Annotated in this window: 27 protein-coding genes and 1 pseudogene; 9 read left to right on the forward strand and 19 right to left on the reverse strand. The window is 70.0% G+C overall.

The genetic code is table 11. The features are described 5' to 3' along the window. Window positions 1-12: 12 nt before the first annotated feature. Window positions 13-546 (reverse strand): annotated as a pseudogene (locus ABZ826_RS20645) (SDR family NAD(P)-dependent oxidoreductase); the annotation flags it as partial. 21 nt (window positions 547-567) lie between these two features. Between ABZ826_RS20645 and ABZ826_RS20650 the strand changes: the two are divergent. Further along, window positions 568-930, forward strand: a complete 363-nt coding sequence (locus ABZ826_RS20650) for a MarR family transcriptional regulator (protein WP_361449977.1) — start codon at window positions 568-570, stop codon at window positions 928-930. A 15-nt stretch (window positions 931-945) separates the two neighbouring features. On the opposite strand, the gene ABZ826_RS20655 is transcribed toward ABZ826_RS20650, so the two are convergent. Continuing rightward, window positions 946-1,341: a VOC family protein gene (locus ABZ826_RS20655; protein ID WP_361449980.1), complete on the reverse strand. Its 396-nt coding sequence runs from the start codon at window positions 1,339-1,341 to the stop codon at window positions 946-948. 173 nt (window positions 1,342-1,514) lie between these two features. Here ABZ826_RS20655 and ABZ826_RS20660 point away from each other — a divergent pair, with 173 nt between their 5' ends. After that, window positions 1,515-2,930 carry an NAD(P)/FAD-dependent oxidoreductase gene (locus ABZ826_RS20660; protein WP_361449983.1) on the forward strand — a complete coding sequence of 472 codons (1,416 nt, stop codon included), beginning with the start codon at window positions 1,515-1,517 and terminating at the stop codon, window positions 2,928-2,930. A 338-nt stretch (window positions 2,931-3,268) separates the two neighbouring features. Here ABZ826_RS20660 and rpsR read toward each other — a convergent pair whose 3' ends face one another. The 4 genes from rpsR to rpmG all read right to left on the reverse strand — a co-directional run bounded on the left by rpsR (window position 3,269) and on the right by rpmG (window position 5,175). Further along, window positions 3,269-3,505: a 30S ribosomal protein S18 gene (gene rpsR, locus ABZ826_RS20665; RefSeq protein ID WP_361449986.1), complete on the reverse strand. Its 237-nt coding sequence runs from the start codon at window positions 3,503-3,505 to the stop codon at window positions 3,269-3,271. 64 nt (window positions 3,506-3,569) lie between these two features. Then, complete coding sequence (locus ABZ826_RS20670) at window positions 3,570-4,724, reverse strand: GTP-binding protein (protein WP_361449989.1); 1,155 nt, start codon at window positions 4,722-4,724, stop codon at window positions 3,570-3,572. Next, window positions 4,724-4,978, reverse strand: coding sequence for a type B 50S ribosomal protein L31 (locus ABZ826_RS20675; protein ID WP_361449992.1), 255 nt, complete (start codon window positions 4,976-4,978; stop codon window positions 4,724-4,726). Before ABZ826_RS20675 ends, ABZ826_RS20670 begins: the two co-directional genes overlap by 1 nt. Window positions 4,979-5,010: 32 nt before the next feature. After that, the gene (gene rpmG / locus ABZ826_RS20680; RefSeq protein WP_327371185.1) at window positions 5,011-5,175 is read right to left on the reverse strand and encodes a 50S ribosomal protein L33; all 165 of its coding nucleotides are present in this window, start codon (window positions 5,173-5,175) and stop codon (window positions 5,011-5,013) included. Between the two features lie 66 nt (window positions 5,176-5,241). Between rpmG and rpmB the strand changes: the two genes are divergently transcribed. The 4 genes from rpmB to ABZ826_RS20700 all read left to right on the forward strand — a co-directional run bounded on the left by rpmB (window position 5,242) and on the right by ABZ826_RS20700 (window position 8,478). Continuing rightward, complete coding sequence (gene rpmB / locus ABZ826_RS20685) at window positions 5,242-5,478, forward strand: 50S ribosomal protein L28 (protein WP_361449995.1); 237 nt, start codon at window positions 5,242-5,244, stop codon at window positions 5,476-5,478. Further along, on the forward strand, window positions 5,478-5,783 hold the full coding sequence (rpsN, locus tag ABZ826_RS20690; protein ID WP_361449998.1) for a 30S ribosomal protein S14: 306 nt from the start codon (window positions 5,478-5,480) through the stop codon (window positions 5,781-5,783). The genes rpmB and rpsN overlap by 1 nt, the downstream gene beginning before the upstream one ends. 677 nt (window positions 5,784-6,460) lie before the next feature. After that, window positions 6,461-7,933, forward strand: a complete 1,473-nt coding sequence (locus tag ABZ826_RS20695) for an AlkA N-terminal domain-containing protein (protein WP_361450001.1) — start codon at window positions 6,461-6,463, stop codon at window positions 7,931-7,933. Between the two features lie 20 nt (window positions 7,934-7,953). Next, window positions 7,954-8,478, forward strand: a complete 525-nt coding sequence (locus tag ABZ826_RS20700) for a methylated-DNA--[protein]-cysteine S-methyltransferase (RefSeq protein WP_361450004.1) — start codon at window positions 7,954-7,956, stop codon at window positions 8,476-8,478. 164 nt (window positions 8,479-8,642) lie between these two features. Here the strand turns inward: ABZ826_RS20700 and ABZ826_RS20705 are convergent, their stop codons facing one another. Beyond that, complete coding sequence (locus tag ABZ826_RS20705) at window positions 8,643-9,227, reverse strand: TMEM165/GDT1 family protein (RefSeq protein WP_361450007.1); 585 nt, start codon at window positions 9,225-9,227, stop codon at window positions 8,643-8,645. Between the two features lie 336 nt (window positions 9,228-9,563). Here ABZ826_RS20705 and ABZ826_RS20710 point away from each other — a divergent pair, with 336 nt between their 5' ends. Continuing rightward, window positions 9,564-9,968, forward strand: coding sequence for a (2Fe-2S) ferredoxin domain-containing protein (locus ABZ826_RS20710; protein WP_361450010.1), 405 nt, complete (start codon window positions 9,564-9,566; stop codon window positions 9,966-9,968). Between the two features lie 237 nt (window positions 9,969-10,205). Here ABZ826_RS20710 and ABZ826_RS20715 read toward each other — a convergent pair whose 3' ends face one another. From ABZ826_RS20715 to ABZ826_RS20725, 3 genes are all read right to left on the reverse strand, one after another. Next, a complete protein-coding gene (locus tag ABZ826_RS20715) occupies window positions 10,206-10,970 on the reverse strand; it encodes a Sir2 family NAD-dependent protein deacetylase (RefSeq protein WP_361450013.1) in 765 nt (254 codons plus the stop codon). 43 nt (window positions 10,971-11,013) lie between these two features. Next, window positions 11,014-12,240, reverse strand: a complete 1,227-nt coding sequence (locus tag ABZ826_RS20720) for a hypothetical protein (RefSeq protein ID WP_361450016.1) — start codon at window positions 12,238-12,240, stop codon at window positions 11,014-11,016. A gap of 192 nt (window positions 12,241-12,432) precedes the next feature. Continuing rightward, the gene (locus tag ABZ826_RS20725) at window positions 12,433-12,927 is read right to left on the reverse strand and encodes an NUDIX hydrolase (RefSeq protein ID WP_361450019.1); all 495 of its coding nucleotides are present in this window, start codon (window positions 12,925-12,927) and stop codon (window positions 12,433-12,435) included. A gap of 131 nt (window positions 12,928-13,058) precedes the next feature. Here ABZ826_RS20725 and ABZ826_RS20730 point away from each other — a divergent pair, with 131 nt between their 5' ends. After that, window positions 13,059-14,174 carry a glycerate kinase gene (locus ABZ826_RS20730; RefSeq protein WP_361450022.1) on the forward strand — a complete coding sequence of 372 codons (1,116 nt, stop codon included), beginning with the start codon at window positions 13,059-13,061 and terminating at the stop codon, window positions 14,172-14,174. Window positions 14,175-14,361: 187 nt separating this feature from the next. On the opposite strand, the gene ABZ826_RS20735 is transcribed toward ABZ826_RS20730, so the two are convergent. The 3 genes from ABZ826_RS20735 to ABZ826_RS20745 form a co-directional block, all read right to left on the reverse strand. Continuing rightward, window positions 14,362-14,967, reverse strand: coding sequence for an SRPBCC family protein (locus ABZ826_RS20735; RefSeq protein ID WP_361450025.1), 606 nt, complete (start codon window positions 14,965-14,967; stop codon window positions 14,362-14,364). A 54-nt stretch (window positions 14,968-15,021) separates the two neighbouring features. Then, on the reverse strand, window positions 15,022-15,975 hold the full coding sequence (locus ABZ826_RS20740; protein WP_361450028.1) for an MASE1 domain-containing protein: 954 nt from the start codon (window positions 15,973-15,975) through the stop codon (window positions 15,022-15,024). Between the two features lie 156 nt (window positions 15,976-16,131). Continuing rightward, the gene (locus tag ABZ826_RS20745) at window positions 16,132-16,992 is read right to left on the reverse strand and encodes a PP2C family protein-serine/threonine phosphatase (protein WP_361450031.1); all 861 of its coding nucleotides are present in this window, start codon (window positions 16,990-16,992) and stop codon (window positions 16,132-16,134) included. A gap of 116 nt (window positions 16,993-17,108) precedes the next feature. Here ABZ826_RS20745 and ABZ826_RS20750 point away from each other — a divergent pair, with 116 nt between their 5' ends. Further along, on the forward strand, window positions 17,109-18,140 hold the full coding sequence (locus ABZ826_RS20750; RefSeq protein ID WP_361450034.1) for a zinc-binding alcohol dehydrogenase family protein: 1,032 nt from the start codon (window positions 17,109-17,111) through the stop codon (window positions 18,138-18,140). A 196-nt stretch (window positions 18,141-18,336) separates the two neighbouring features. Here the strand turns inward: ABZ826_RS20750 and pssA are convergent, their stop codons facing one another. The 6 genes from pssA to ABZ826_RS20780 form a co-directional block, all read right to left on the reverse strand. Further along, complete coding sequence (pssA, locus tag ABZ826_RS20755) at window positions 18,337-19,194, reverse strand: CDP-diacylglycerol--serine O-phosphatidyltransferase (RefSeq protein ID WP_266728447.1); 858 nt, start codon at window positions 19,192-19,194, stop codon at window positions 18,337-18,339. Next, window positions 19,181-19,828: a phosphatidylserine decarboxylase gene (locus ABZ826_RS20760; RefSeq protein ID WP_351080572.1), complete on the reverse strand. Its 648-nt coding sequence runs from the start codon at window positions 19,826-19,828 to the stop codon at window positions 19,181-19,183. Before ABZ826_RS20760 ends, pssA begins: the two co-directional genes overlap by 14 nt. A 181-nt stretch (window positions 19,829-20,009) precedes the next feature. Beyond that, window positions 20,010-21,215 (reverse strand): acyl-CoA dehydrogenase family protein, encoded by a 1,206-nt coding sequence (locus ABZ826_RS20765; protein ID WP_361450039.1) that lies wholly within the window; start codon window positions 21,213-21,215, stop codon window positions 20,010-20,012. Between the two features lie 2 nt (window positions 21,216-21,217). Further along, a complete protein-coding gene (locus ABZ826_RS20770; RefSeq protein WP_361450042.1) occupies window positions 21,218-21,745 on the reverse strand; it encodes a MaoC family dehydratase in 528 nt (175 codons plus the stop codon). Between the two features lie 2 nt (window positions 21,746-21,747). Next, on the reverse strand, window positions 21,748-22,710 hold the full coding sequence (locus tag ABZ826_RS20775; RefSeq protein WP_361450045.1) for a CoA ester lyase: 963 nt from the start codon (window positions 22,708-22,710) through the stop codon (window positions 21,748-21,750). Further along, window positions 22,707-24,719 carry a protein meaA gene (locus ABZ826_RS20780; protein ID WP_361450048.1) on the reverse strand — a complete coding sequence of 671 codons (2,013 nt, stop codon included), beginning with the start codon at window positions 24,717-24,719 and terminating at the stop codon, window positions 22,707-22,709. Before ABZ826_RS20780 ends, ABZ826_RS20775 begins: the two co-directional genes overlap by 4 nt.

The following is a 24,719-nucleotide window of genomic DNA, read 5'->3' on the forward strand; positions in this document are numbered from 1 at the left end:
CCGGCGGAGTCATAGGCCCTCGTAGCCACGCTCCATCATGACGTCGTCGAAGTCGACGGGTGCCTGGCCCATCGAGGCCAGATCGACGACACGTGCGGGCGCGGACGCGGTGAGCTGGGGCAACAGCTCACGCGTCAGCAGCCGCGGCGTCAGAAAATTGACAGCGAAACGGAGTTCATGGCCCTGGCGGGTCACCTCGCGGCGGAGCGGAGTGGCGCCGCCGCCGATCGCGGCGTTGCTGACGAGGACGTCGAGCCGGGGCTCGGCGTCGCGGATCCGGGCAGCCATGATCCGGACCTGGTCCAGGTCGGCCAGATCGGCGAGATACGTGCGTACGACGGCCCCGGCCCCTGCCGCACGCGCCTCGGCGGCGGCCTCGTCCAGCCGTGCGCGGTCCCTGCCGTGCAGCAGCAGCGTCGCACCCCGGCGGGCCAGGTCGAGTGCGATGTGCCGGCCCAGCCCCTGAGTGGATCCGGTGATCAGGACGGCCTTGCGGAACACCTCTCGATGGCACGCGTCCTGGTGGAACGCGGTCTCGTGGAACATGGAGGCCGATGGAGTATCCGTGTGAGCGCGGCGCTCAAGGGCACGGGACTCACCGTCGCGCAGTACGCGGCGCTGTTCGCGCTCGCCGACAACCCCGGCATCTCGGGTGCCGCGTTGGCGCGTACCTGCCTGGTCACCCCGCAGGCCATGGCGGCGGTGCTGAAACATCTGGACGAACGCGGTCTGGTGGTCCGCTCGGCACACCAGCGGCACCAGAAGATGCTGGAGACCCGTCTCACCGAAGCGGGCCACGAAACGCTCCGGCGCGCCGACGAGCGGGCGGTACGGATCGAACGCCGCCTGGCCGACGAGTTCACCCCGCAGGAACGGGAAGTCCTGCGGGGTCTGCTGGCCCGCTGCCTCACGGCCATCCAGCGGGACTGAGGGCCCGAGGTACGGTCACACCGCGCCGATACCGTGCCTGACCAGGCAGAACGGATGCCCCGCCGGGTCCGCGTAGATCCGCCACGGCCGCCCCGACCCGGCACCGTCGTCGAGGACCGTCGCTCCCGCCGCCACGACCCGGCTCTGCGCCGCGTCCAGATCCGGGACACCGAAGTCCAGATGGAACTGCTGAGGGTGCGCCGGGTCCGGCCATCGAGGCGGCCGGTGGTCCGCCACCTGCTGGAAGGCGAGGACCAGCCCGGCGGTCGTGTGGAGCGTCGCCCATCCGTCACCCACTGCCCACCGAGGGTCCGGCCGATCGACCTCTCCGCCGAGCAGGTGGTGGTAGAACTCGGCGAGGCGTGCGGGATCGGGACAGTCGAGCACCACGCACTGCAGTTCGGCGATCATGGCCGGACCTCCGGTTCCCGGTCGTGCGACGCGCGGTGCGGGTGGGACGGACGGCGGGGCGGCGAGGAAGAGTTCGGTGTGTTCATCGAGCGGCGACCCTACCCGCGACGTCGCTGTCGGCGCCTCGGAATATCCTGGGTGTCCTGGCCGTCGGCTGACGAAGGAGTCCGAAGGTGCCGTCGATGCTTGATGCTGTCGTCGTGGGGGCGGGGCCCAACGGACTGACCGCCGCAGCCGAATTGGCTCGCCGTGGCTTCGCCGTGGAGGTCTTCGAGGCGGCCGAGACCGTCGGGGGCGGTGCCCGTACCGAAGAGCTCACGCTCCCCGGCTTCCGTCACGACCCCTGTTCCGCCGTCCACCCGCTGGGCATCGGCTCGCCCGCGTTCAACGCGATGCCGCTGGCCCGGCACGGCCTGGAGTGGCTCCAGCCCGAGCTGGCGCTCGCCCACCCCTTTCCGGACGGCTCGGCCGCCGTGCTCACCGGGTCGGTGGGAGAGAGCGCCATGTCGCTGGGCGCTCAGGACGCGGGGGCCTACCGCAGGCTCGTCGCCCCGTTCCTCGGTCACTGGGACACCCTCGCCGAGGACTTCCTGCGCACTCCGTGGGACGGGCTGCCCCGTGATCCGTACCGCTGGGTGCGCTTCGGTCTCGACGCGCTCCAGCCCGCGACGCTGCTCTCCCGCCGCTTTCGCGGCGCGAGGGCACGCGGTCTGATCGCCGGGCTCGGCGCCCATGCCATAGCCCCCGTCAGCGGCGTGGCCACCGGAGGGATCGCCCTGCTCTTCGCCCTCGCCGCGCACGAGAAGGGCTGGCCGGTGCCGCGCGGCGGATCGCAGGCCATCTCCGACGCCCTTGCCTCGTACCTGCGCGAACAGGGCGGCACGATCCGTACCGGTACGGAGGTCAAGCGCCTCGACGAGCTCCCGCCCGCCCGCGCCTACATCTTCGACACCTCGCCGACCGCCCTCGCGCGTATCGCGGGGCTGGGCAACGCCTATCGCGGCTATCGGTACGGGGCTTCCTGCTTCAAGATCGACTACGCGCTCTCGGGGCCCGTCCCCTGGACCGCGAAGGAGGCCCGCCGGGCCGGAACGGTCCACATCGGCCCCACGGCCGGTGAGATCGACGCCGCGCTGAGCGCCGCGGTGGCCGGCCGCGACCCCAGCGTCCCGTTCCTGATCACCGCTCAGCCCAGCCTGGTCGATCCGTCCCGCGCACCCGAGGGCCGTCATGTCTTCTGGGCCTACGGACATGTTCCGGCAGGCTGGGAAGGCGATGCCACCGACGTCATCGAGCGGCAACTGGAGCGCTTCGCCCCCGGCTTCCGCGACCTGGTGCTCGCCCGAGCGGTCGCGGGGCCGCCCCAACTGGCCCTGCGCAACGCCAATTACGTCGGCGGCGACATCGCGTGCGGAGCGTACGCCGGCCTCCAGACGGTGATCCGGCCGAAGCTCGCGCGCGTGCCGTACGCGACCGCGCACCCGGCGGTGTTCCTGTGCTCCTCGGCCACTCCGCCCGGCCCGGGGGTGCACGGCATGTCCGGCCACCACGCGGCGAAGGCGGTCTGGAGGCGCTTGCGGGCGGCCTGAGCATCGCAAGGCCTGGATCCTCGCAGCTCCGAGGCCGCCACCCGGCAAGCGACCGGGCGGCGGCCCAGCGGAGTGGCGAGCTGTCCAGGGACGGGGCAACTCCGCGCACCAGGCGGTCGAAGAATCCGTCGGCGGTGACGTGCCCGGTGTCATCCGGGGCTGCGTGTGGTGGGACAACCCTGACGAACCCAGACGGATGGAACCCGAACACTGGCGCCCGGTTCACCGAACGACCCAGGGTCCTTCTGCCCGGCGCGGCGCTCACGAGAACCGGACACCTGGACGCCGCGTGCGTCCGATGGGCCGGGGGGCCCGCCGAACGCACGCGGCGCGTGTGGTCACCGGTGGGCGTAGGGCAGCAGGGCCATCTCGCGAGCGTTCCTGATCGCCCGCGCGAGCTGCCGCTGCTGCTGGGCGGTCACCCGGGTGACGCGACGGCTGCGGATCTTGCCGCGGTCCGAGATGAACTTCCGCAGCAGGTCGGTGTCCTTGTAGTCGATGTAGGTGATTCCGGCCGTGTCCAGCGGATTGGGGCGGGACTTCAACGGCTTGTGGGGGTCGGTGCGTCGTGCCATGGGCATTCCTTGGAGGTGAGCTGCGAGGGGAGCGGCCGCAGAGCCGCACGCAGGTGAAGGACGGTCAGGAGACCGGATCGAGGAGCGAGTCGAAGGGGGCTGGAAGCCGTTTCCACGCCTCCGGCCCCGCGGCGTATTCGGTGTCGGTGAGCAGACAGGATTCGAGGAGTCGGGCCAGCCCGTCGCGATCGAGGCCCGGGGAAGTGAAGACGAGGTGCTGGCAGCGGTCACCCTGCTCGGGGTCCCAGTCGAGCGAGGCCGCCGCCCTGCGCATCGGGGGCACCAGGTCCCAGGCCGCGTCCGGCAGGGAGGCCAGCCATGGGCCGGCGTTCTCCACACAGAGCGCACCACCGGCGGCGTCCCAGGCCAGCAGGGTGTCGGGACGGTCGGCGAGCCAGAACCGGCCACGGCTGCGTGCGGCCGCGCAGCACAGATCCTCCAGCGCCTGGAAGAGCCGCTCGGGGTGGAAGGGACGGCGGCGACGCCAGACGAGCGTGGCGACCCCGGCCTGGTCCGCCTCCTGCGGCAGCAGGGCGCAGGCGGGGTGCTGGGCAGCGGCGGCCGTCTCCACGTCGAAGCCGGCGAAGGCCAGTTGGCCGAGTTCGCCCGAACCGGCGGGCACCTGACGCGCGGTCGGGTGGAGCTGGGTGAGCAGCGCGCGGTCCTCGTCGTCGGCCGCTTCGCTGTCGACGAGAGCGAGCACGGGCGCGTACTCCAGCTGTCGCGCCCAGGTGTCACCCACGGTTCGCTGGTCGGTGGCGGCTGCGGCGAGCCCCGCCTCGGCCAGGTCGTCGCCGTTCCCCAGGCAGGGCAGCACGAGCGCGGGGTCGACGGCGGTCACGACATTGGTGAGTTCCAGTACGTGAGCGCCGTGCGCGACGACGACCTCGGCCATCGCCCTCGGTTCGACGGAGTCCCACAGCTCGACGATCGCCAGCCTGGCCGAACCGCTGTCGGCCAGCCGCTCCAGCTCGGGGACCAGGTCCTCGCGCAGCGCACAGCAGGCGCAGTCGTTGACGAGCGGGGCGTCACCGCGGGACAGCTCACCCGACACGTCCCGCACGACGCGCCGTACGGTGCCTTCGGCGGCGGTGGCCAGATCGTGATGGAGGGCGACGCTGCCGGGGACGGTGCGCAGCAGTCCCTCCACGACCTCCTTGCGGGCATCGGAGTGGAGCCCACCCACGATCACGACGGGCAACCGCGACTGGTCTCGCATCAGTTCGCCTCGCGGCGGCCGTAGCGGCGCTCGAACCGCTCGACGCGGCCGGCGGTGTCCAGCACACGGGCGGTGCCCGTGTAGAAGGGGTGGCTCGCGGAGGAGATCTCGACATCGACGACGGGGTAGGTGTTGCCGTCCTCCCACTCGACGGTCTTGTCGCTGGTCGCGGTGGAACGGGTGAGGAAGGCGGAGCCGGCGGCCTTGTCGCGGAAGACGACGGGGCCGTACGCGGGGTGGATTCCGGGCTTCATGAGGCGTCCTTCTGGTTCGGGCGGGGGAGCGGTCAGCGCTCTTCGCGGAAGTCGACGTGCTTGCGGGCGACCGGGTCGTACTTGCGCAGAACCATGCGCTCGGGATCGTTCCGGCGGTTCTTGCGGGTGACGTAGGTGTAGCCGGTCCCCGCGGTGGAGCGGAGCTTGACGACCGGGCGTAGTTCGTTGCGTGCCATGGCGCTACTATATGGCAATGATTTCCATTTCCAATACGCGGTTCGCCGTGGAGAGCAGGTGACGCCATGCCCGCCCACTGCCAACTGACCGGCGCCCGGCCGGGGTTCGGCAACAACATCTCCCACTCGCATCGGCGTACTTCGCGTCGGTTCGACCCCAACATCCAGCGCAAGAGGTACTGGCTGCCGAGTGAGGGCCGCAACGTCCGGCTGAGGCTCAGCGCCAAGGCGATCAGGACGATCGACGGCATCGGGATCGAGGCGGCCGTCACCCGGATCCGTGCCAGGGGAGTGAGGGTCTGATGGACAGGAAGAGCAAGATCGCGCAGAACGAGAAGCGCAAGGTGATCGTCGAGCGGTACGCCGCCCGTCGCGCCGAGTTGAAGGAGATCGCCCGCCGTCCGTCCTCGACGGATGCCGAGCGCCGCGCCGCCGTGGATGAGCTCCGGTGCCAGCCGCGTGATGCCGGCGCGACCCGGGTGCGAAACCGTGACGGCGTGGACGGACGGCCGCGCGGACACCTGCGGAAGTTCGGTCTCTCCCGCGTGCGCATACGTGAGCAGGCCCATGCCGGATTCCTCCCCGGAGTCACCAAGTCCTCCTGGTGAGGCGTCCGTCGGCGGAGGTGGCCGGTCGCGATCTCCGGCAGGAGGGGTGCGGCCGGCCCGTCGCCCGGCCCGGATGGAGTCGCCCTTCGGTGGCCGTTCGCGGCGCCGTCCCTGCTGCGGCGGCGAGCCGCGTGAAGGTGTGACATGACAGGGGCCTGGTGATGTGACATGGCACGGCCCTGGTGATGTGACATGGCGGGACATCGAAGGTGTGACATGGCGCAGCCCCGGTGGCCGAATCGGCTGACCGGGGCTGTGTGTCTGTGTGGCCGTGGAGCTGTGAGCGTTGCGGGCCCGTGTCGTACGTACCGGGTCGGGCAGTGCCGTGGCTGCGACCACTGCTCGAAGGTACATGAAAATGGATCTCATTATCAAGTTGCGGGGAGTGCTCCGCACTCGACTGCCCGTCCTGCAATGGCGACGGGAACGCTGGGGCCGGGGACCGGGAGGGAGTCATAAGGGCGCTGCTCATGCTTATTGATCGCCCTGTGGATCATTCTGCTCAAGAGTGATCGGTACTCGGTCGTATTCATTCGCGTTGATTCGCATTCACTCGCATTCAGTTGTGTTCATTCATGTTCATTCGCGAAACGCCGAATTCGAAGAGGTGCTGGCCGTGCAAGGTTGATGTCGGATTTTCGCCAGCCCGCAGGTGGCCGGTGACCGATCCTTGAACCATGCACACCGACACCGCGCGCTGCGTGCGGGCCGTCCAGTCCAAGGACGCCCGCTTTGACGGCTGGTTCTTCACAGCGGTCCTGACCACCCGCATCTACTGCCGTCCCAGCTGCCCTGTCGTACCGCCCAAGGTCGAGAACATGACCTTCTACCCCAGCGCCGCCGCCTGTCAGCAGGCCGGATTCCGGGCCTGCAAGCGCTGCCGGCCCGACACCACCCCCGGCTCCCCGGAGTGGAACGTGCGCGCCGACTCCGTCGCCCGCGCGATGCGGCTGATCCGGGACGGTGTGGTCGACCGTGAGGGCGTCCCCGGACTCGCGGCCCGGCTGGGCTACTCCGCACGGCAGATCGAGCGCCAGTTGCTCGCCGAGCTGGGCGCCGGCCCGCTCGCCCTGGCCCGCGCGCAGCGGGCCCAGACCGCGCGGCTGCTCATCGAGACGACCGGCCTCCCCATGGCCGAGGTCGCCTTCGCCGCCGGGTTCTCCTCGATCCGCACCTTCAACGACACCGTCCGTGAGGTCTTCGCGCTCGCCCCGGGCGAACTGCGCAGCCGTGCCGCCAGGTCCGCGACACCGTCGCCCACACCCGGCGTGATAGCGCTGCGGCTGCCGTACCGGGCCCCGCTCAACCCCACCAACCTCTTCGGTCACCTCGCCGCGACCGCGGTCCCCGGTGTCGAGGAGTGGCGCGACGGCGGCTACCGCCGCACGCTCACCCTCAGGTACGGGCACGGCCTCGTCGCCCTCACCCCGCACCCCGACCACATCGGCTGTCGGCTCCTCCTCACCGATCCACGCGATCTCACCCTCGCGATCAGCCGCTGCCGCTGGCTGCTCGACCTGGACGCCGACCCGGTGGCCGTCGACGACCAACTGCGCTCCGATCCATCGCTCGCCCCCCTGGTCGACAAGGCCCCGGGCCGACGGGTGCCGCGTACCGTCGACGGTGCGGAGTTCGCCGTACGGGCGGTGCTCGGCCAGCAGGTCTCGACCGCCGCCGCCCGCACCCACGCGGCCCGGCTGGTCACCGCGCACGGCCTCCCGGTCGACGACCCGGAGGGCGGCCTCACCCATCTCTTCCCGACGCCCGAGGCCCTCGCCGGGCTCGACCCCGAACAACTCGCCCTGCCGCGCAGCCGTCGCACCACCCTCACCACGCTGGTCACCGCACTGGCCGACGGCACACTGCGGCTCGGTACCGACAGCGACTGGGAGAAGGCCCGGGTCGAACTGGCCGCCCTTCCCGGCTTCGGACCCTGGACCGTCGACGTGATCGCGATGCGGGCGCTCGGCGACCCGGACGCCTTCCTCCCCACCGATCTCGGCATCCGGCGCGCGGCCGGGGAACTCGGCCTCCCGTCGACGCCGGCGGCACTCACCGCCCGCGCGGCCGCCTGGCGGCCCTGGCGGGCGTACGCGGTCCAGTATCTTTGGACCGTGGATGATCACCCCATCAACCACCTGCCCGTATAAGCAAGTTGGGAAGTCCATCCATGACCGCGACGCATACGCGCGAGGCGACCCGGCGGCACACGGTCGTCGACAGCCCGTACGGTCCGCTCACCCTCGTCGCCACCGACGGCGTCCTCGCGGGCCTCTACATGACCGATCAGCGGCACCGCCCGCCCGAGGAGACCTTCGGCGACCCCGACCCGTGCGCCTTCACGGAGACGATCCGCCAGCTGGACGCCTACTTCGCCGGGGAACTGCGCGAGTTCGACCTGCCACTGCGTCTGGACGGCACCCCGTTCCAGCGCAGCGTATGGGCGCAGCTCCAGCTGATTCCGTACGGCGAGACCCGCTCGTACGGCGAACTGGCCGAGCTCCTCGGCAAACCCGGCGCCTCACGTGCGGTGGGCCTCGCCAACGGCAAGAACCCGGTGGGCATCATCGTCCCCTGCCACCGCGTCATCGGCGCCTCGGGCAGCCTCACCGGCTACGGCGGTGGACTCGACCGCAAGCAGCGGCTGCTGGCCTTCGAGAACGGCACGCAGGACTCCATCCCAGCGCTCTTCTGACACCGGCAGCACGTGACGGCGCCCACGCCGTGTGACGGCGCCCACCCGAAGAAGTGCGAGGACGGGTCCGGAAGCGCGAGGACAGGTCCGGAAACGCGAGGACGGGCTCGGCGGACCGAGCCCGTCCTCAAGCCGGGCTGGAGCGGACCGATGCGGCGAGTACGTCAGCCGATGAAGATCTCCACCAGTGTCCAGATCGCCAGTCCCAGCATGCAGAGCCCGCCGATCCGCTGAACCGTCTTGAGCGGCACCCGCTTCGCGATGAACTGCCCCGCGAGCAGCGCCAGCGCCGAGACGGACATCAGGGCGGCGGCGGACCCGATGGCCGTGGACCAGGTGCCGTTGCTCGCGGCCAGGTTGGCCGTGGTGATCTGGGTGAGGTCGCCCCACTCGCTGATGAAGACCGCCATGAACGCGGTCGAGTAGACCGGCCAGAAGCCGGTCACCGTCTTGGTGCCGCCTTCCTCCTCGTCTTCGCCGCCGCCGTTGCGCAGCAGCATGAACGCCCCGAACGCGAAGAGGGAAGCCGAGACGAGCTTGACGATCCAGCCGGGCAGCATTCCGATCAGGCTGCCCGCCCCGACGGCGATGGCGACGTGCACGATGAACGCGGACGACGTGCCGAACCAGACGTACAGCGGACGCATGCGGGTGCCCATGGCAAGCGACGCGAACATCGTCTTGTCGGGGAGTTCCGCGAGAAAGATCAGCCCGAAGGCGGTGAGGATCGCCAGGGGGTCGAGGTGCATTCCGGGTGGCTTTCTGTGAGAGCCGGGCCCCGGGCCTTCGCGAAGCGCCATGCGGGCTTTCGGAGGACCACTCGGCCCGGCATGACGTCAGCGCCCACGGGGCGCGGGCCTGTCATACCTGACCGAAGGTCTCGCCCGCCCGTACCGTTCTACGGGCCCGGCCACCGGGAACCCGAGGGCTCCAGTGTGTCGACGACCGGTTTGCGGGGCTACTCCCCTTCGCAGCCATCAACAGTACCGCACCGGCCGACGGCGCAGTGCAGGTGTTCGATCCGGAGGCGGGGATCGATACAGTCCCACGGTGATCATCCGCGCCCGCACCGGAAGTGCCCCCGCATGAGCCGCCGCGCCCGCAAGGCCGTCCCCGCCCAGGGCACGCCCCGGCCCACCGTCAGTGTCTGCCGCGGCTGCTGCTGCGGAGCACCGAAGATCCCGGATGTGGACCACGCCGCTCAGCTCGCCGAGCTGCGCCGCACGCTCGGCGAAACGGCCACGGTCCGAGCTGTGGAGTGCCTGGACGCCTGTGAGCAGGCCGACGTCGTCGTCGTACAGCCCTCGGCACAGGGGCGCAGGGCGGGCGGCCGGCCGGTCTGGCTCGGGCTGGTCAATGACCAGGATGCCGTGCGGGACATCGCCGCGTGGGTCGAGGCGGGCGGCCCCGGCCTGGTGGACCCGCCCGAGATCCTCGACCTGTACACGTTCCGTCCCTCTCGCCGCGTACAGCAGGAACTCGATCACTGAGGGCCGTCCGACGGGCGACGAGGCGGTGCCCCGGTGCTGTGACCGGGGGAGGTGCACCGGCTCCACCGGACCGCCACGGGCTCGACCATCAGCAGGAAGGCATGCGGGGGGCTCTCCCTCGCGTCCGCCTCACGGACCAGCCGGGCCTGTCACGGAACCCGGACTTCACGAGCAGCTCCGCCACTTCGTCGGCCCCGTTCACGTCCAACTGGCGTCATCTTTCGGCCGCACCCGTGCTCAGGCCGGTGAGTCCGTTCCGCAGGGGCCCACGCTCGGGCCCGAAGTGGCGGTCAGCCGTTTCAGCAGCACCGGCAGCGCCGTGCCGATGGGCTCGCGGATGGTCTCGTCGGCCAGTTCGTCGTACGGCGTGGGCTCCGCGTTCACCACGATCAGCCGCGCCCCGTTGTCCACCGCGATCCCGGCCAGCGAGGCGGCGGGCTGTACCTGCAGCGTCGTACCCACCGCGATGAACACCTCGCACGCCTTGGCGATCGACATCGCCTCACCGAGCACCACCGGATCGAGCCGCTCACCGAACATGACCGTCGCCGACTTCAGAATGCCTCCGCAGGCCGGGCACGGCGGGTCTGCCTCGCCCGCCTCGACCCGGGCCAGCGCCTCGGCCATCGGGGAGCGGGCACGGCAGCGGGTGCAGACCGTCTCGCGCGCGGTTCCGTGCAGTTCGAGGACCTTGCGGGCGGGGAGACCGGCGAGCTGATGCAGACCGTCGACGTTCTGGGTGATGACCCGCACCGGGGCGCCGGACCGCTCCAGCTCCGCCACCGCGCGGTGGGCCGCGTTCGGCTCCGCGCCCCAGGTCGCGCTGGTACGGCGCATCTGCCAGGAGCGGCGGCGGATCTCGGGATCGGCCATGTAGAAGTCGTAGGTGACGAGCTTCTCGGCCTCCGGGTCCTTGCGCCAGAGCCCGTTGGGCCCACGGTAGTCGGGGATGCCGGAGTCCGTGGAGATGCCGGCGCCGCTGAGGATCGCGACGAGAGTCATGGAACGAGCCTATGCAGCACCGGCCGCCGCCTGCGAGGTCATTTCACCCGGTGCCGGATCCCGTGGACCCGGCAGAAGCCGGGACCGGGCTGAACGGCGACGGGGTCCCGCCGGTCCAGGTGTTCAGCACGGCGCGGGCGGTCTGCTTGGTGACGCCGCCGTCCTGGACCGTGCCGCTGCGCGCGACGTAGAACCGTCCGTCGTCGAGCGAGACGAGCCCGTACTGTCCGTACTGCCCCGGGGCCGGCCACCCGTAGGTGTCCGTCGCGGCGTCGTGCGCCCCCGCACGCAGCAGGGGGAGCAGCAGACCGCGCTCCGGCTTCCGCTGCCCGCGGACGATGCCGCGCACCGGCTTCCTCGCACCGTCCAGCGCGAAGACGGAGTAGTTCGGGTAGCCGGGCTTGGTGCCCTTGTAGACGGCCATCAGCCAGTTGCCGCTGTATCCGTCGTACTCCAGGTTCTGCACGCCGTACGTGGTGTTCCCGGTGTAGGCGAAGAACTTGCCGTCGACGTGGGCGGGTCCGCTGGTGTGCGGGGCGGACTCGGTCAGCGGGCGTTCGTACTTCTTCCAGCGTGTGACGTCGTACTGGAGCAGCACCTGATGGTCGTTGTCCGTACGGCTGGTGTTGGCGTACACACCGTACGCGACCGTCAGCCTGCGCTCACCACGACTGCCGCGCCGGTCACCGAACGCCGGTCCGAACGCGACGCCGTCGATGCCGCTGCAGCCGTATCGGTGGTCGGGTGTATCGCCCGTGTCACCGTCGAAGACGCCGTCGCCGTTCATGTCGGCGGTGAAGTCCTTCACGACCTCCTTGAGGTAGACGGTCGAGACGACCCCCGTGGACTCGGCGTCCATGTCCATCCGGGTGATGCGGTCGACGTCGAGGATCGCGATGTAGAAGGACTTCGCCTCCTTGTACTCCAGCGAGCCGTAGACCCTGCCGTCCTTCTCGTTGAAGTCCAGATCGCCGAGGTGGCCGGTGAAGCCGGTGACCGAGCCGACCGGCCTGCCCTTGAGATCGGTCTTGACCAGCAGGTTGGTCATCGAGAAGTACATGAAGCCCTTGCGGCGGTCGATGGCCATGCCCTGGACATGGCCCGACTGCCAGGCGCCGCCGTCGACCGACAGCGGCACTTCGCGGTGTGCGGCCGGAGCCGAGGCCGGCTCCGCGGTGGCGGTCGACGCCGTGGTGACCACCGCCGTACAGGCGAACGCCGCGACGATCGTGGCCAGCAGTCCGCCGAGGTGTCCCGTGTGCGTGCGCATGATCCCTCCGCTGTCGTGGAGTTCGGATGATGCCGGTCGAGCGTGCACTGCGGACCAATGACACATGAACGAGGGTGTCCGGCAGCAGACGACCGGACTATCAGCCGACGGTCCGTCAACGCAACGGGACACAACGGGAATACCGGCTGAACGCGTCGAGCGGTGCACACGGGAGGCGGGCGGGCCCGCGGGTCAGCCGGCGACCGGGCGGCCGTCCTCCAGTTCCACCGCGCCGGCGCCCGAGTCGAGCACGTCCAGTGCCGCCCTCAGACGCATCGCGAGATCGTCGCGCAGATAACGGCCGAGGTCGTCACGGTCGACCAGCTCCCAGGACAGGAGTTCCTCCTCCTGCAGCCGGATCGCCTTCAGGGCGGTCTCGTCCAGCACTCCGCCGTCGTACAGATACGCGGCGATCGGGGGCCGCTCCGGGCCGCGCGCCCAGTCGAGCGCGAGCAGCCGCCCCGGTTCCACATCGAGACCGATCTCCTCGACCGTCTCGCGGTGCGCGGCCTGCCGGGGGCTCTCGCCGGTGTCGGACTCGATGGTCCCGCCGGGCAGCGCCCAGCCCTCCCGGTAGTTCGGCTCGACGAGCAGTACGTGCCCGCGGGCGTCCCGGAACACGGTGGCGGCGGCGGCCAGCACCCGCGGGAGCCCCGCGATGTAGGTGGCGTAGTCAGTGGTGGTCACGCGGGCAGCGTAGTGGGGGAGGCGCCGGAGTGAGACGGCTCTGGGCAGCGGCTGTGCGCTGCCGATAGGGTCGGGGGCGGCGCGACTGCCTGTTCGAAAGCAAGGGATTCAAGGTGGCGGACGGAGCAGTGATGGAGACCGCACGCGTGCTCGTCGCGGCGGACAAGTTCAAGGGCTCGCTCACGGCCGTGCAGGTCGCGGAGCGGGTGACGGCCGGGCTGCGGCGCGTCGTCCCCGATGTGGGGGTCGAGACCCTGCCCGTGGCGGACGGTGGCGACGGCACGGTGGCGGCGGCGGTGGCCGCAGGGTTCGAGCGCCGTGAGGCGCTGGTCACCGGGCCGCTCGGTGATCCGGTGACCGCGGCGTACGCGCTGCGCGACACCACCGCGGTGGTGGAGATGGCCGAGGCCTCCGGCCTCCAGCACCTCCCCGCCGGGACGTTCGCTCCGCTCACGGCCACGACGTACGGCTCCGGCGAACTGCTGGCCGCGGCGCTCGACGCGGGTGCCCGGACGATCGTGTTCGGCGTCGGCGGCAGCGCGACCACGGACGGCGGTGCGGGCATGCTGGCCGCACTCGGGGCCCGCTTCCTGGACGCGGACGGCAAGCCCGTCGGTCCCGGTGGCGGCGGGCTCGCCGACCTGGCCGAGGCGGACCTGTCCGGCCTCGATCCGCGCATGGCCGACGTGGACCTCATCCTCGCCAGTGACGTCGACAACCCGCTGACGGGCCCGAAGGGTGCCCCGGAGGTGTACGGCCGGCAGAAGGGCGCGACGGAGGAGGACATCGCGACCCTCGACGCCGCGCTCGCCCACTACGCGTCCGTCCTCGGCCCGGAACACGCTGCGCTGCCCGGGGCGGGTGCGGCCGGCGGCATCGGATACGGGGCGCTGGTCGCTCTCGGCGCCCGGTTCCGTCCCGGTATCGAGGTGATGCTCGACGTCCTCGGCTTCGCCCCGGCGCTGGCGCGCGCCACGCTGGTGATCACCGGGGAGGGGTCGCTCGACGAGCAGACCCTCCACGGCAAGGCCCCGGCAGGCGTGGCCGCGGCCGCCCGCGCCGCGGGCATCGAGGTGGTGGCGGTCTGCGGCCGTCTCGCCCTGCCACCGGAAGCACTGACCGCCGCGGGCATCAGCCGCGCGTACGCGCTCGCCGACCTGGAACCGGACCCTGCGGTCTCCATGGCCCAGGCGGGCCCGCTGTTGGAACGTGCGTCGGAGGCGCTCGCGCGCGACTTCCTGCTGTAGCCCACCCGGATCGCGACCGCCCCGCGAGCCCGTCCGGCGCTCATGGACAGACGGAGGGCTGACGAGGCGGGCCGGAGCGAGTTCTGGGGGCCTGCTCTCTGTTTCGGCAGGGGCGGGTGGGCTGAGTGTGGGGTGGGTGGGGCGGGCTTGCGCAGCAGGACGCACCCCACCCCCTGCTTCCACCGGGTCAGCCCACGGAGGGCTCCGCGTCCTGACCGTCACTCGGGTCGGAGTCGGGGCCCGCTCCGTTACCACCGTCCTGTCCTTCGTCGGTGAGGTCGCCGTCGGTGAGCAGCTCCGCGAGACACCGAAGCTCCGACGGCAGGTCACGACGCCACGCCATCGTCACGAACGGGGCCAGAATGATCATCCCGCCGTCCAGATGGGGCTTGACCGACACATCGACCATCGTTCCGTGTCGGCTCGGACTCAGCCGGAATTCGAGCTCCGGGGAGTGACGGCCCAGCGGGGTCCACATACAGGCCCCGCGGAAGGCCAGGTACTCGACGGGCGCGCTCGCGGTGCACGTGAGACGGTGCGCCCGGCGCCTGCCCGGGAACTTGCAGGTGTACTCGTCACCGAATTCCGTGATGATCGGGCCCTCGATCACGTGGTCTATGGTCGACGACCACACGGCCAGATTCCGTGGATCCCGTAGGAACGAGAAGATCTCGTCAGCGGGGCGGGATACATGGACATTCGCAGACACACGGGGCATGGCTCCACCTCTTACGGCGCCCGTCCGCCCGAATGTCGGCGTCCGGTTGCCTTCGTCGCGGTGCCGTTCGACCATCAGCCTGCGTCGGATCGCGGGGGCGCGCACCCGTCGCACGGCCGATGGAGTGATTCAGATGTCCTGCCGTGCCACTTTCTCGGAGAGTTGGACGCAGAGTCGCTTGATTTCCTGGTAAGTGCGGTTCTGTTCGGTGACGACCGCCGCGAGCAGCAGAGCGGTGAGCGAGACGGCTCCGTTGAAGGCCTGGAGCGTGATCATGTTGGTGAGAAGACCGCGATGGGCGAAGGGGCCGACCATCCGTCCGGCGGCGAGGATCGCGATGAGGGACACGCCCAGTGCGCAGCACGAGGCGCCGGCCCGCTCGAAGCGGAAGGCGGCCCAGATCAGGATGGGGAACACGAGGAAGAGCAGGGAGGCCTGGGCGTCGGTGGCCACGACGGTGACCGCCACCGCGCACGCCACCAGGGCTGCCCCCTCGACCCATCTGAACAGGCCGGCGTCGCCCGGCCACCGGAACCTGCGCAGGACGAGCAGGAACGGAGTGACGACCATGACGCCCATGGCGTCGCCCGTCCACCACACCGACCACGTCGGCCAGAACTCACCGGAGGGGAGCGCCCCCGACAGGACCAGGGTGCCGGTGCCCACGGTCGAGCTGACCAGCATGCCGCCCAGCGCACCGAGGAAGACCAGCGCCAGCGCGTCCCGCAGACGGTCGAGATCGTTGTGGAATCCGGCCCGGCGCAGCATCAGGTAGGAGCAGAGCGGGGCAAGGGTGTTGCCGGCCGCTATGACCAGTACGGGAAGTACGGAAGGCCCGAGGAAGATGTTGACGGCGAGGGCGCCGATCGCGATTCCGGGCCAGACCCGCACACCGAACAGGAGCAGTGCCGCGACCGCGATCCCGGTCGGCGGCCACAGGGGCGTGACCTGCCCGCGCACCAGTTGCTGGAGCAGTCCCAGACGGCCTGTCGCGTAGTAGCTGACGGCCACTGCCACGAACGTCAGGACGGTGGCCGTGTGCTGCCGGAGCCGTGCGTTGTCCACCACAGCAGCATCAGACACCAGGCCGAGGAGTCCCGAGCGGTCAGGCGCGCCGACGCCACGCCGATGGAGCGGACGAACGCGTGACGTCCACGGGCACGCCCCCCGTCCGGTGCACGGTCGGCGGCCGCGGAACCGGCGCACGGCGCTTCTCGGCGCCGGGACCCGCCCGGCGTATCACGGAGGCGGATCCGGTCCGCCGGACAGGCCCCGGCCGGCGCCCGGCCCGCTGTCGCAGCGGATGACGAGGACGGCGGCGTCGTCCTCATGACCGGTCAGGTCCGCCACCTGGATCACCCTCGAAGCCAGCTCCTCGGGATCGCTCCCGTCCGCCGAGGCGATCAGCCCGGACACGGCAGCCAGCCCCTCGTCCATCGGGTAGGCCGGTCCTTCCACGACGCCGTCCGTCACCAGGACCAGATACCCGGGCTGTACCAGTCGTCGACGCGTCACGGGGTACTGCTGGCCGGGCAGTATTCCGAGAGGCACCCCGCCGGCGTCCAGGGAGACGCCCGAGTCGCCCGTGTCGGTGCCCCAGATGATCGGGACGTGCCCGGCGCGGGCAATGGAGAGCTCGCGGCTCTCCGGGACGACGCTCAGCAGACAGCAGGTCGTGAACAGGTCACAGCCCAGCGAGATCAGCAGGTCGTTGGCGCAGGCCAGCACCTCCCCGGGGTCACCCGTGACGCTGGCGAGGGCCCTGAGACTGGCACGGGCCTCACCCATGAAGGCGGCTGCCTCCACCCCGTGCCCCTGCACATCGCCGATGGCGATCCCCGCCACTCCGTCCTTCATGGCGAACGCGTCGTAGAAGTCACCGCCGACGGCCAGACCGTCCTGCGAGGGCGAGTAACGGGCCGCGATCCGGATGCCGGGGAATTGCGGCAGCTCGGCCGGGAGCATGTGCCGCTGCAGCGCCATGCCCAGCTCCGCGCGGGCTCGCTGGAGCCTGATGTTCTCCAACGCCTGATCGACCAGACGCCCGAGGGTGACCAGGAGCTCCTGGGTACTGTCCGGTGCGCTGCGGTGTCGGTGCATGACATCCCTGGGCGTCTGGGAGTGCCCCTGATGAAACCTTAGCCCTCCTGCCGCCGGGTGCAGGGGCCCGGCGGCAGGAGGTTGCCTCCTCGACTCCGCCGCCGCAGGCTGGATGTGTGGCAGTCTCCGCGTCCGTCCCGGCCGAGCAGAGCGTCTGGGCCGTCCGTGCACCAGGTCCGATCGGCACCGGGCCCCTGGCGCACGTGCGTCGCAGAGTGCCTGATCCCGGTCCGGGGGAGCTGCTGCTGGATGTCGAGGCGTGCGGTGTCTGTCGCACGGACCTCCATCTGGCGGAGGGCGATCTCCTTCCGCACCGCCCCTCCACGGTTCCCGGCCACGAGATCGTCGGCCGGGTGGCGGCGGTCGGCGACGGGGCGGGCCTGTTCCGCGTCGGTGAGCGGGTGGGCGGGGCCTGGCTGCGCGGAACCTGCGGACGCTGCCGGTACTGCCGTGGCGGCCGGGAGAACCTCTGCCCGCGGTCCAGCTACACGGGCTGGGACGCGGACGGCGGCTTCGCCGACACCGCGCTGGTCCCGGAGGCGTTCGCCTACCGGCTTCCGGAGGATCAGGACGCCGCCCGGCTCGCGCCGCTCCTCTGCGCGGGGATCATCGGGTACCGCTCGCTCCGGCGCAGCGCACTGCCGGAGGGCGGACGGCTCGGGATCTACGGATTCGGAGCGTCGGCCCACCTCGCGGCCCAGGTGGCCCTCGCCGAGGGTGCCACCGTCCACGTGCTCACCCGCTCCCCGGCGGCGCGTGCGCTGGCTCTGGAGCTCGGCGCCGCGTCGGCGGGCGGCGCCTACGACCGCCCGCCGGAGCCCCTGGACTCGGCCATCCTGTTCGCACCCGTCGGCGACCTGGTGCCGGTGGCCATGGAGGCACTGGACAGGTCGGGCACCCTGGCCATCGCCGGGATCCATCTGTCGGACATTCCCGTGCTGAACTACCAGCGCCATCTGTTCCAGGAGCGCAATCTGCGCAGCGTCACCTCCAACACCCGTGAGGACGGCCGCGCATTCCTTGCCCTGGCCCGACGGGTGGGCATCCGGGCCACGGTGAGCACCTACCCGCTGAGCAGCGCGGACCGGGCACTGAACGATCTGGCGGCCGACCGCGTCAATGGGGCCGCCGTGCTCGTACCCGGCTGATGACGCTCGTACCCGGCTGATGAAAGCGGCGCGGTGGTGCCCGCCGACCGCCCGTCCGCGGACCGTACCCACGGCATGCGACCCACGCCATCTGCGGGACGGCCCAGGCAATACGGAGCAATACGGCCCCGGCGCGTACGGAAGGGCCCCGGGTGCTGGGGAACACCCGGGGCCCTTCCATATGCGTTCTGTACTGCTACGGCAGCTGAGCTGTCCGTGCCTCACGCCGATTGCCGCGGAAGGTATTCACCCTCCGTGCCGTCGCGAAGAGCGGGATGACCGCTCCCAGGACCACCTGGAGCGCACAGCCGGTCTGGAGGAGCAGCTGACCGCCGGGGGCGTCGAACGCCCAGGCGGCGAGGAGCCCCATCGCTGCCACGATCCAGCTGAGCATGGCCACCGCGAGGACGCCCCGCGGCTTCGGGTACTCGACCCTGCTGACCATCAGCCACGCCACACCGACGATGGCGAGCAGCGTCGGCACGAAGGGCAGCTCCAGGAGCACGATCGAGACGACCGTGAGCGCTCCGAAGGGGCTCGGCATGCCCTGGAACATGCCGTCCTTCATGGTCACGCAGGAGAATCTGGCAAGCCTGAGCACCACCGCCAGCAGCACCACGATCGCCGCCAGCGCCGAAACCCGCTGGTGTGCGTCGTCCGCGACCATGCCGTACACGAGAACGAAGTACGCCGGGGCGAGCCCGAAGCTGATCAGGTCCGAGAGGTTGTCCAGCTCGGCGCCCATCGGCGAGGAGCGCAGCTTGCGTGCCACGAGCCCGTCGAAGAGGTCGAACACCGCGGCCAGGAGCATCAGTATCACCGCGGTGGCCGCGGAGTGCCGGGCCATGCCGCTCTCGTCGCTGCCCGTGAGGTGCGGGATGAGGATTCCGGTGGTGGTGAAGTACACCGCCATGAAGCCGCAGGTGGCGTTGCCAAGAGTGAGGGTGTCCGCTATCGACAGCCGCAGAGAGAGCGGCATGTCCTCGCCGGCGTCCTCCTCGGACTCCGACTCGGGCACCCAGCCGGCTTGTGTGTCGGGATCAATCACGGTCAATTCGAGTCACCCCCGCGGTGGTGGCCTGGCCGACCTCGACCGCGACATCGATACCTTCCGGAAGGTAGATGTCGACCCGGGAGCCGAAACGGATCAGACCGATCCGCTCGCCCTGTTCCACCTTCGTTCCCTGCGGGACGTAGGGGACGATACGACGGGCGACCGCACCCGCGATCTGCACCATCTCGATGTCACCGAGCTCGGTGTCGAAGTGCCAGACAACGCGCTCGTTGTTCTCGCTCTCCTTGTTGAACGCCGGGACGAATCCACCGGGGACGTGCTCGACCGAGGTGACCGTGCCGGCCAGGGGCGCACGGTTGACGTGGACATTCAGCGGGCTCATGAAGATCGCGACGCGGGTGCGCCCGTCCTTCCAGGGCATGATGCTCTGCACCACGCCGTCGGCCGGCGAAATGACCCGGCCCTGGGTGATCTCACGCTCGGGGTCGCGGAAGAACCACAGCATGCCCGCCGCGAGCGCGGTGGTGGGCACGGCCACCGCGGCCCAGCGTCCGGACTTGCGGGCCCGGGTGAGGCTGAGCGCCGCGGTGGCGACGGTCGGGAGGAGCCACGGCGAAGCTCCGCGCGCAAGGCGGACTCCGCCGCGCGGTGCAGAGGTTTGGCTGTCGGGCATGGATGACCTTCGTAGCGGATGATGCCGCGCTGGCAACGGGGGACGGCGGCTTTTCCGGCGATGCTATCGGTTGCGAGCAGCAACTGGGCAAGCCAGCAGCCGAGTCGGACGGCTTGAAGGCACCGCCTGAGGGTGACAGGGTGTGATCTTCTTCGCGACTAAATCGCCTCGAAAGGGACAATCACCCCTGGAACCGGTACTCCTCAAGGAGTCGGCGCCCGATGATCATTTTCTGGATCTCGGCGGTACCTTCACCGATCAGCAGCATCGGCGCCTCCCGGTAGAGGCGCTCGATCTCGTACTCCTTGGAGAAGCCGTAGCCGCCATGGATTCGGAAGGCGTCCTCGACGACTTCCTTGCAGTATTCGGAGGCGAGGTACTTCGCCATCCCTGCCTCCAGGTCGTTTCGCTCCCCGGAGTCCTTTTTGCGTGCTGCGTTGACCATCATCGCATGGGCGGCCTCGACCTTGGTGGCCATTTCGGCCAGCTTGAACTGGATCGCCTGGTGCTGGGCGATCGGTTTTCCGAAGGTCTGACGCTGCTGGGCGTAGGAAACGCCCAGCTCGAACGCACGCTGAGCGACACCGCAGCCACGCGCGGCCACATTCACCCGGCCGACCTCGACGCCGTCCATCATTTGGTAAAACCCTCGACCGGTGGTGCCGCCCAGCACTCGATTGGCCGGAATACGTAGCCCGTCCATGATGAGTTCGGTGGTGTCGACACCCTTGTAACCCATTTTGTCGATTTTGCCGGGAATGGTGAGGCCGGGGCGGACCTCGCCGAATCCGGGCTCCTTCTCGACCAGGAACGTCGTCATCGACTTGTGCGGGGCGGTGCCCTCGGGGTGGCCTTCGTCACTCCGGCACAGGACGGCGACGAGCGAGGACGTGCCGCCGTTCGTCAGCCACATCTTCTGGCCGTTCAGGACGTACTCCTCGCCGTCCCTGACGCCCTTGGAGGTGATCGCCGAGACGTCCGAGCCCAGTGCCGGCTCGGACATCGAGAACGCGCCCCGGACCTCGCCCAGCGCCATGCGGGGCAGGAACGTGTCCTTCTGTTCCTGGGTGCCGTGCTGCTTGAGCATGTACGCCACGATGAAGTGCGTGTTGATGATTCCCGACACGCTCATCCAGCCGCGGGCGATTTCCTCCACGCACAGCGCGTAGGTGAGAAGCGACTCGCCCAGGCCCCCGTACTCCTCGGGAATCATCAGCCCGAAGAGGCCGAGTTCCTTGAGCCCCTCGACGATCTCGGTCGGGTACTCGTCACGGTGTTCCAGCTGGGTCGCGACCGGAAGGATCTCCTTGTCGACGAAATCCCGGACCGTGGAGAGGATTTCCTGCTGGACGTCGTTGAGACCGGCAGTCTGGGCGAGTCGTGTCATGGCTACTTCTCCACGTTCTTCTGCGAAGGCTGGTTCAGCTCGGGGCGGCCGGGCTGTTCTCCGCCACGCTCCTTGATGTACCTCTCGGTGGGGACCATCACCTTGCGACGGAACACGCAGACGAGCGTGCCGTCCTGCTTGTATCCCCTCGTCTCCACATGGACGATTCCGCGGTCGCTTCTGGACTTTGACGGGGTCTTGTCCAGGACGGTCGTCTCGCCGTAGATCGTGTCGCCGTGGAAGGTCGGCGCGACATGCTTCAGCGATTCGACCTCAAGATTGGCGATCGCCTTTCCGGAGACATCCGGAACCGACATGCCGAGCAGCAGGGAATAGATGTAATTGCCGACTACAACATTCTTTCCGAAGTCGGTCGTCCTCTCCGCGTAGTTGCTGTCCATGTGCAGCGGGTGATGATTCATGGTCAGCAGACAGAAGAGGTGGTCGTCGTACTCGGTGACCGTCTTTCCGGGCCAGTGCTTGTAGATTGCACCGACCTCGAACTCCTCAAAGGTGCGTCCGAACTGCATGATCAGGCCTCCGGTGCTTCGAACTTGGAGGTGCGCTGCATACCGGCCGCCCGGCCCTTGCCCGCGATGACGAGCGCCATCTTGCGGCTCGCCTCGTCGATCATCTCGTCGCCCAGCATCGCCGAGCCCTTCTTGCCGCCCTCCTCGGAGGTGCACCACTCGTACGCGTCGAGAATCAGCTCCGCGTGGTCGTAGTCCTCCTGCGAGGGCGAGAACACCTCGTTGGCCGCGTCCACCTGACCGGGGTGCAGCACCCACTTGCCGTCGAAGCCCAGCGCCGCCGCGCGGCCCGCGACCTCGCGGTACGCGTCCACGTCGCGGATCTGCAGAAACGGGCCGTCGATCGCCTGGAGGTCGTGCGTACGGGCCGCCATCAGAATGCGCATCAGGATGTAGTGGTACGCGTCGGCGCCGTACCCGGGCGGCTGCTGGCCGACCACCAGGGTCTTCATGTTGATCGACGCCATGAAGTCGGCCGGGCCGAAGATCAGGGTCTCCAGGCGGGGCGAGGCGGCCGCGATGTCGTCGATGTTCACCAGGCCCTTGGCGTTCTCGATCTGCGCCTCGATGCCGATCCTGCCGACCTCGAAGCCCATCGTCTTCTCGATCTGGGTGAGCAGCAGATCGAGGGCGACGACCTGCTGGGCGTCCTGGACCTTGGGCAGCATGATGCAGTCGAGGTTCTGGCCGGCGCCCTCGACGACCGTGATGACATCGCGGTACGTCCAGTGGGTCGTCCAGTCGTTGACCCGCACGACCCGGGTCTTGCCCGTCCAGTCGCCGTTGTTCAGCGCGTCGACGATGGTGTGCCGGGCGCCCTCCTTGGCGAGCGGCGCGCAGGCGTCCTCCAGGTCGAGGAAGACCTGGTCGGCCGGGAGGCCCTGGGCCTTCTCCAGGAACCGCGGGTTCGAGCCGGGCACGGCCAGGCACGAGCGGCGCGGACGCAGGCGGTTGACGGCAGTCATGCGGGGACCTCCAGAGGGTCGAGCTTGTTCGCTTTCCGGATCTCGTCGACGATACGGCCGATGATCTCCGTGATACCGAAATCCTTCGGGGTGAATACGGCGGCGACACCGGCCCCGACCAGGGCGGCGGCATCGGCGGGCGGAATGATCCCGCCGGCGATCACCGGGATGTCGGCGGCGCCCGCCTCGCGCAGCCGGGAGAGCACGTCCGGCACGAGCTCGGCGTGCGAGCCGGACAGGATCGACAGACCGACGCAGTGCACGTCCTCGGCCAGGGCGGCCGAGACGATCTGCTCGGGGGTCAGCCTGATCCCCTGGTAGACGACCTCGAATCCGGCGTCACGGGCCCGTACGGCGATCTGCTCGGCGCCGTTGGAGTGCCCGTCCAGGCCCGGCTTGCCGACCAGCAGCCGCAGCCGCCCGGCGCCCAGGTCGGCTGCCGTGCGGGCGACCTTCTCGCGGACCAGGGCGAGCGGTGTGCCGGGCTCCGCGGTCACCGCGACCGGAGCGGACGAGACGCCCGTCGGGGCCCGGAACTCGCCGAAGACATCACGCAGCGCCCAGGACCACTCGCCGGTCGTGACGCCCGCGCGGGCGCACTCCAGGGTCGCTTCCATCATGTTCTCGGTGCCTGCGGCGGCCTTCTTCAGCGCGGCCAGCGCGTCGGTGGCGCGGGCCTCCTCGCGGTTGTCGCGCCACTCGTGGAGGGCCGCGACGACCCCGGCCTCGTTGGCGGGATCGACCGTCATGATGGCCCCGTCGAGGTCCGCCGTGAGCGGGTTGGGTTCCGTCGTCCCGTAGATGTTGACGCCTACGATCTTCTCCTCGCCACCCTCGATCCGGGCCCGGCGTGCGGCATGCGAGGAGACCAGCTCCGACTTCAGATAGCCGGACTCGACGGCCGCCATGGCGCCGCCCATCGCCTCGATCCGGTCGATCTCGGCGAGCGACTCCGTGACCAACTCGTCGACCTTGGCCTCGATCACGTGCGATCCCGCGAAGATGTCCTCGTACTCCAGCAGATCGCTCTCGTGCGCGAGCACCTGCTGGATACGGAGCGACCACTGCTGGTCCCAGGGCCGGGGGAGCCCCAGCGCCTCGTTCCAGGCCGGCAGTTGGACGGCGCGGGCACGGGCGTCCTTGGACAGGGTGACGGCCAGCATCTCCAGGACGATGCGCTGGACGTTGTTCTCCGGCTGTGCCTCGGTCAGACCGAGGGAGTTGACCTGGACGCCGTAGCGGAAGCGGCGCTGCTTGGCATCGGTGATGCCGTACCGCTCGCGGGTGATCCGGTCCCAGATGCGGCCGAAGGCGCGCATCTTGCACATCTCCTCGATGAAGCGGACGCCCGCGTTCACGAAGAAGGAGATCCGGGCGACCACGTTGCCGAACTTCTCCTCGGGCACCTGGCCGGAGTCGCGCACGGCGTCCAGGACCGCGACGGCCGTCGACAGGGCGTACGCGATCTCCTGGACCGGAGTGGCTCCCGCCTCCTGCAGGTGGTAGCTGCAGATGTTGATCGGGTTCCACCTCGGGATGTGGTTGACCGTGTACGTGATCATGTCGGTGGTCAGCCGCAGCGAGGGACCGGGCGGGAAGACGTGTGTCCCGCGCGAGAGGTACTCCTTGACGATGTCGTTCTGCGTGGTGCCCTGGAGCCCGGCGATGTCGGCGCCCTGTTCCTCCGCGACCACCTGGTAGAGCGCCAGCAGCCACATCGCGGTGGCGTTGATCGTCATCGAGGTGTTCATCCGCTCCAGGGGGATGTCCCGGAACAGCAGGCGCATGTCACCCAGGTGCGACACCGGCACCCCGACCCGGCCGACCTCGCCGCGGGCGAGGACGTGGTCGGGGTCGTAGCCGGTCTGCGTCGGCAGGTCGAAGGCGACCGACAGGCCCGTCTGGCCCTTGGCGAGGTTGCGCCGGTAGAGCTCGTTGGACGCCTCGGCGGTCGAGTGGCCGGCGTACGTCCGCATGAGCCACGGGCGGTCCTTCTGGCGGCCTGTCAT

This window comes from Streptomyces sp. NPDC047515 (assembly GCF_040643055.1).
GTDB lineage: Bacteria > Actinomycetota > Actinomycetes > Streptomycetales > Streptomycetaceae > Streptomyces.

Coding starts and splice junctions, on each gene's coding strand:
- ABZ826_RS20655 (WP_361449980.1), bottom strand. CDS start 1,341: ATGATCGCCGAACTGCAGTGCGTGGTGCTCGACTGTCCCGATCCCGCA.
- rpsR (WP_361449986.1), bottom strand. CDS start 3,505: ATGGCACGACGCACCGACCCCCACAAGCCGTTGAAGTCCCGCCCCAAT.
- ABZ826_RS20670 (WP_361449989.1), bottom strand. CDS start 4,724: ATGCGAGACCAGTCGCGGTTGCCCGTCGTGATCGTGGGTGGGCTCCAC.
- ABZ826_RS20675 (WP_361449992.1), bottom strand. CDS start 4,978: ATGAAGCCCGGAATCCACCCCGCGTACGGCCCCGTCGTCTTCCGCGAC.
- rpmG (WP_327371185.1), bottom strand. CDS start 5,175: ATGGCACGCAACGAACTACGCCCGGTCGTCAAGCTCCGCTCCACCGCG.
- rpmB (WP_361449995.1), top strand. CDS start 5,242: ATGCCCGCCCACTGCCAACTGACCGGCGCCCGGCCGGGGTTCGGCAAC.
- rpsN (WP_361449998.1), top strand. CDS start 5,478: ATGGACAGGAAGAGCAAGATCGCGCAGAACGAGAAGCGCAAGGTGATC.
- ABZ826_RS20695 (WP_361450001.1), top strand. CDS start 6,461: ATGCACACCGACACCGCGCGCTGCGTGCGGGCCGTCCAGTCCAAGGAC.
- ABZ826_RS20700 (WP_361450004.1), top strand. CDS start 7,954: ATGACCGCGACGCATACGCGCGAGGCGACCCGGCGGCACACGGTCGTC.
- ABZ826_RS20705 (WP_361450007.1), bottom strand. CDS start 9,227: ATGCACCTCGACCCCCTGGCGATCCTCACCGCCTTCGGGCTGATCTTT.
- ABZ826_RS20710 (WP_361450010.1), top strand. CDS start 9,564: ATGAGCCGCCGCGCCCGCAAGGCCGTCCCCGCCCAGGGCACGCCCCGG.
- ABZ826_RS20715 (WP_361450013.1), bottom strand. CDS start 10,970: ATGACTCTCGTCGCGATCCTCAGCGGCGCCGGCATCTCCACGGACTCC.
- ABZ826_RS20720 (WP_361450016.1), bottom strand. CDS start 12,240: ATGCGCACGCACACGGGACACCTCGGCGGACTGCTGGCCACGATCGTC.
- ABZ826_RS20730 (WP_361450022.1), top strand. CDS start 13,059: ATGGAGACCGCACGCGTGCTCGTCGCGGCGGACAAGTTCAAGGGCTCG.
- ABZ826_RS20735 (WP_361450025.1), bottom strand. CDS start 14,967: ATGGTCGAACGGCACCGCGACGAAGGCAACCGGACGCCGACATTCGGG.
- ABZ826_RS20745 (WP_361450031.1), bottom strand. CDS start 16,992: ATGCACCGACACCGCAGCGCACCGGACAGTACCCAGGAGCTCCTGGTC.
- ABZ826_RS20760 (WP_351080572.1), bottom strand. CDS start 19,828: ATGCCCGACAGCCAAACCTCTGCACCGCGCGGCGGAGTCCGCCTTGCG.
- ABZ826_RS20765 (WP_361450039.1), bottom strand. CDS start 21,215: ATGACACGACTCGCCCAGACTGCCGGTCTCAACGACGTCCAGCAGGAA.
- ABZ826_RS20770 (WP_361450042.1), bottom strand. CDS start 21,745: ATGCAGTTCGGACGCACCTTTGAGGAGTTCGAGGTCGGTGCAATCTAC.
- ABZ826_RS20775 (WP_361450045.1), bottom strand. CDS start 22,710: ATGACTGCCGTCAACCGCCTGCGTCCGCGCCGCTCGTGCCTGGCCGTG.
- ABZ826_RS20780 (WP_361450048.1), bottom strand. CDS start 24,719: ATGACAGGCCGCCAGAAGGACCGCCCGTGGCTCATGCGGACGTACGCC.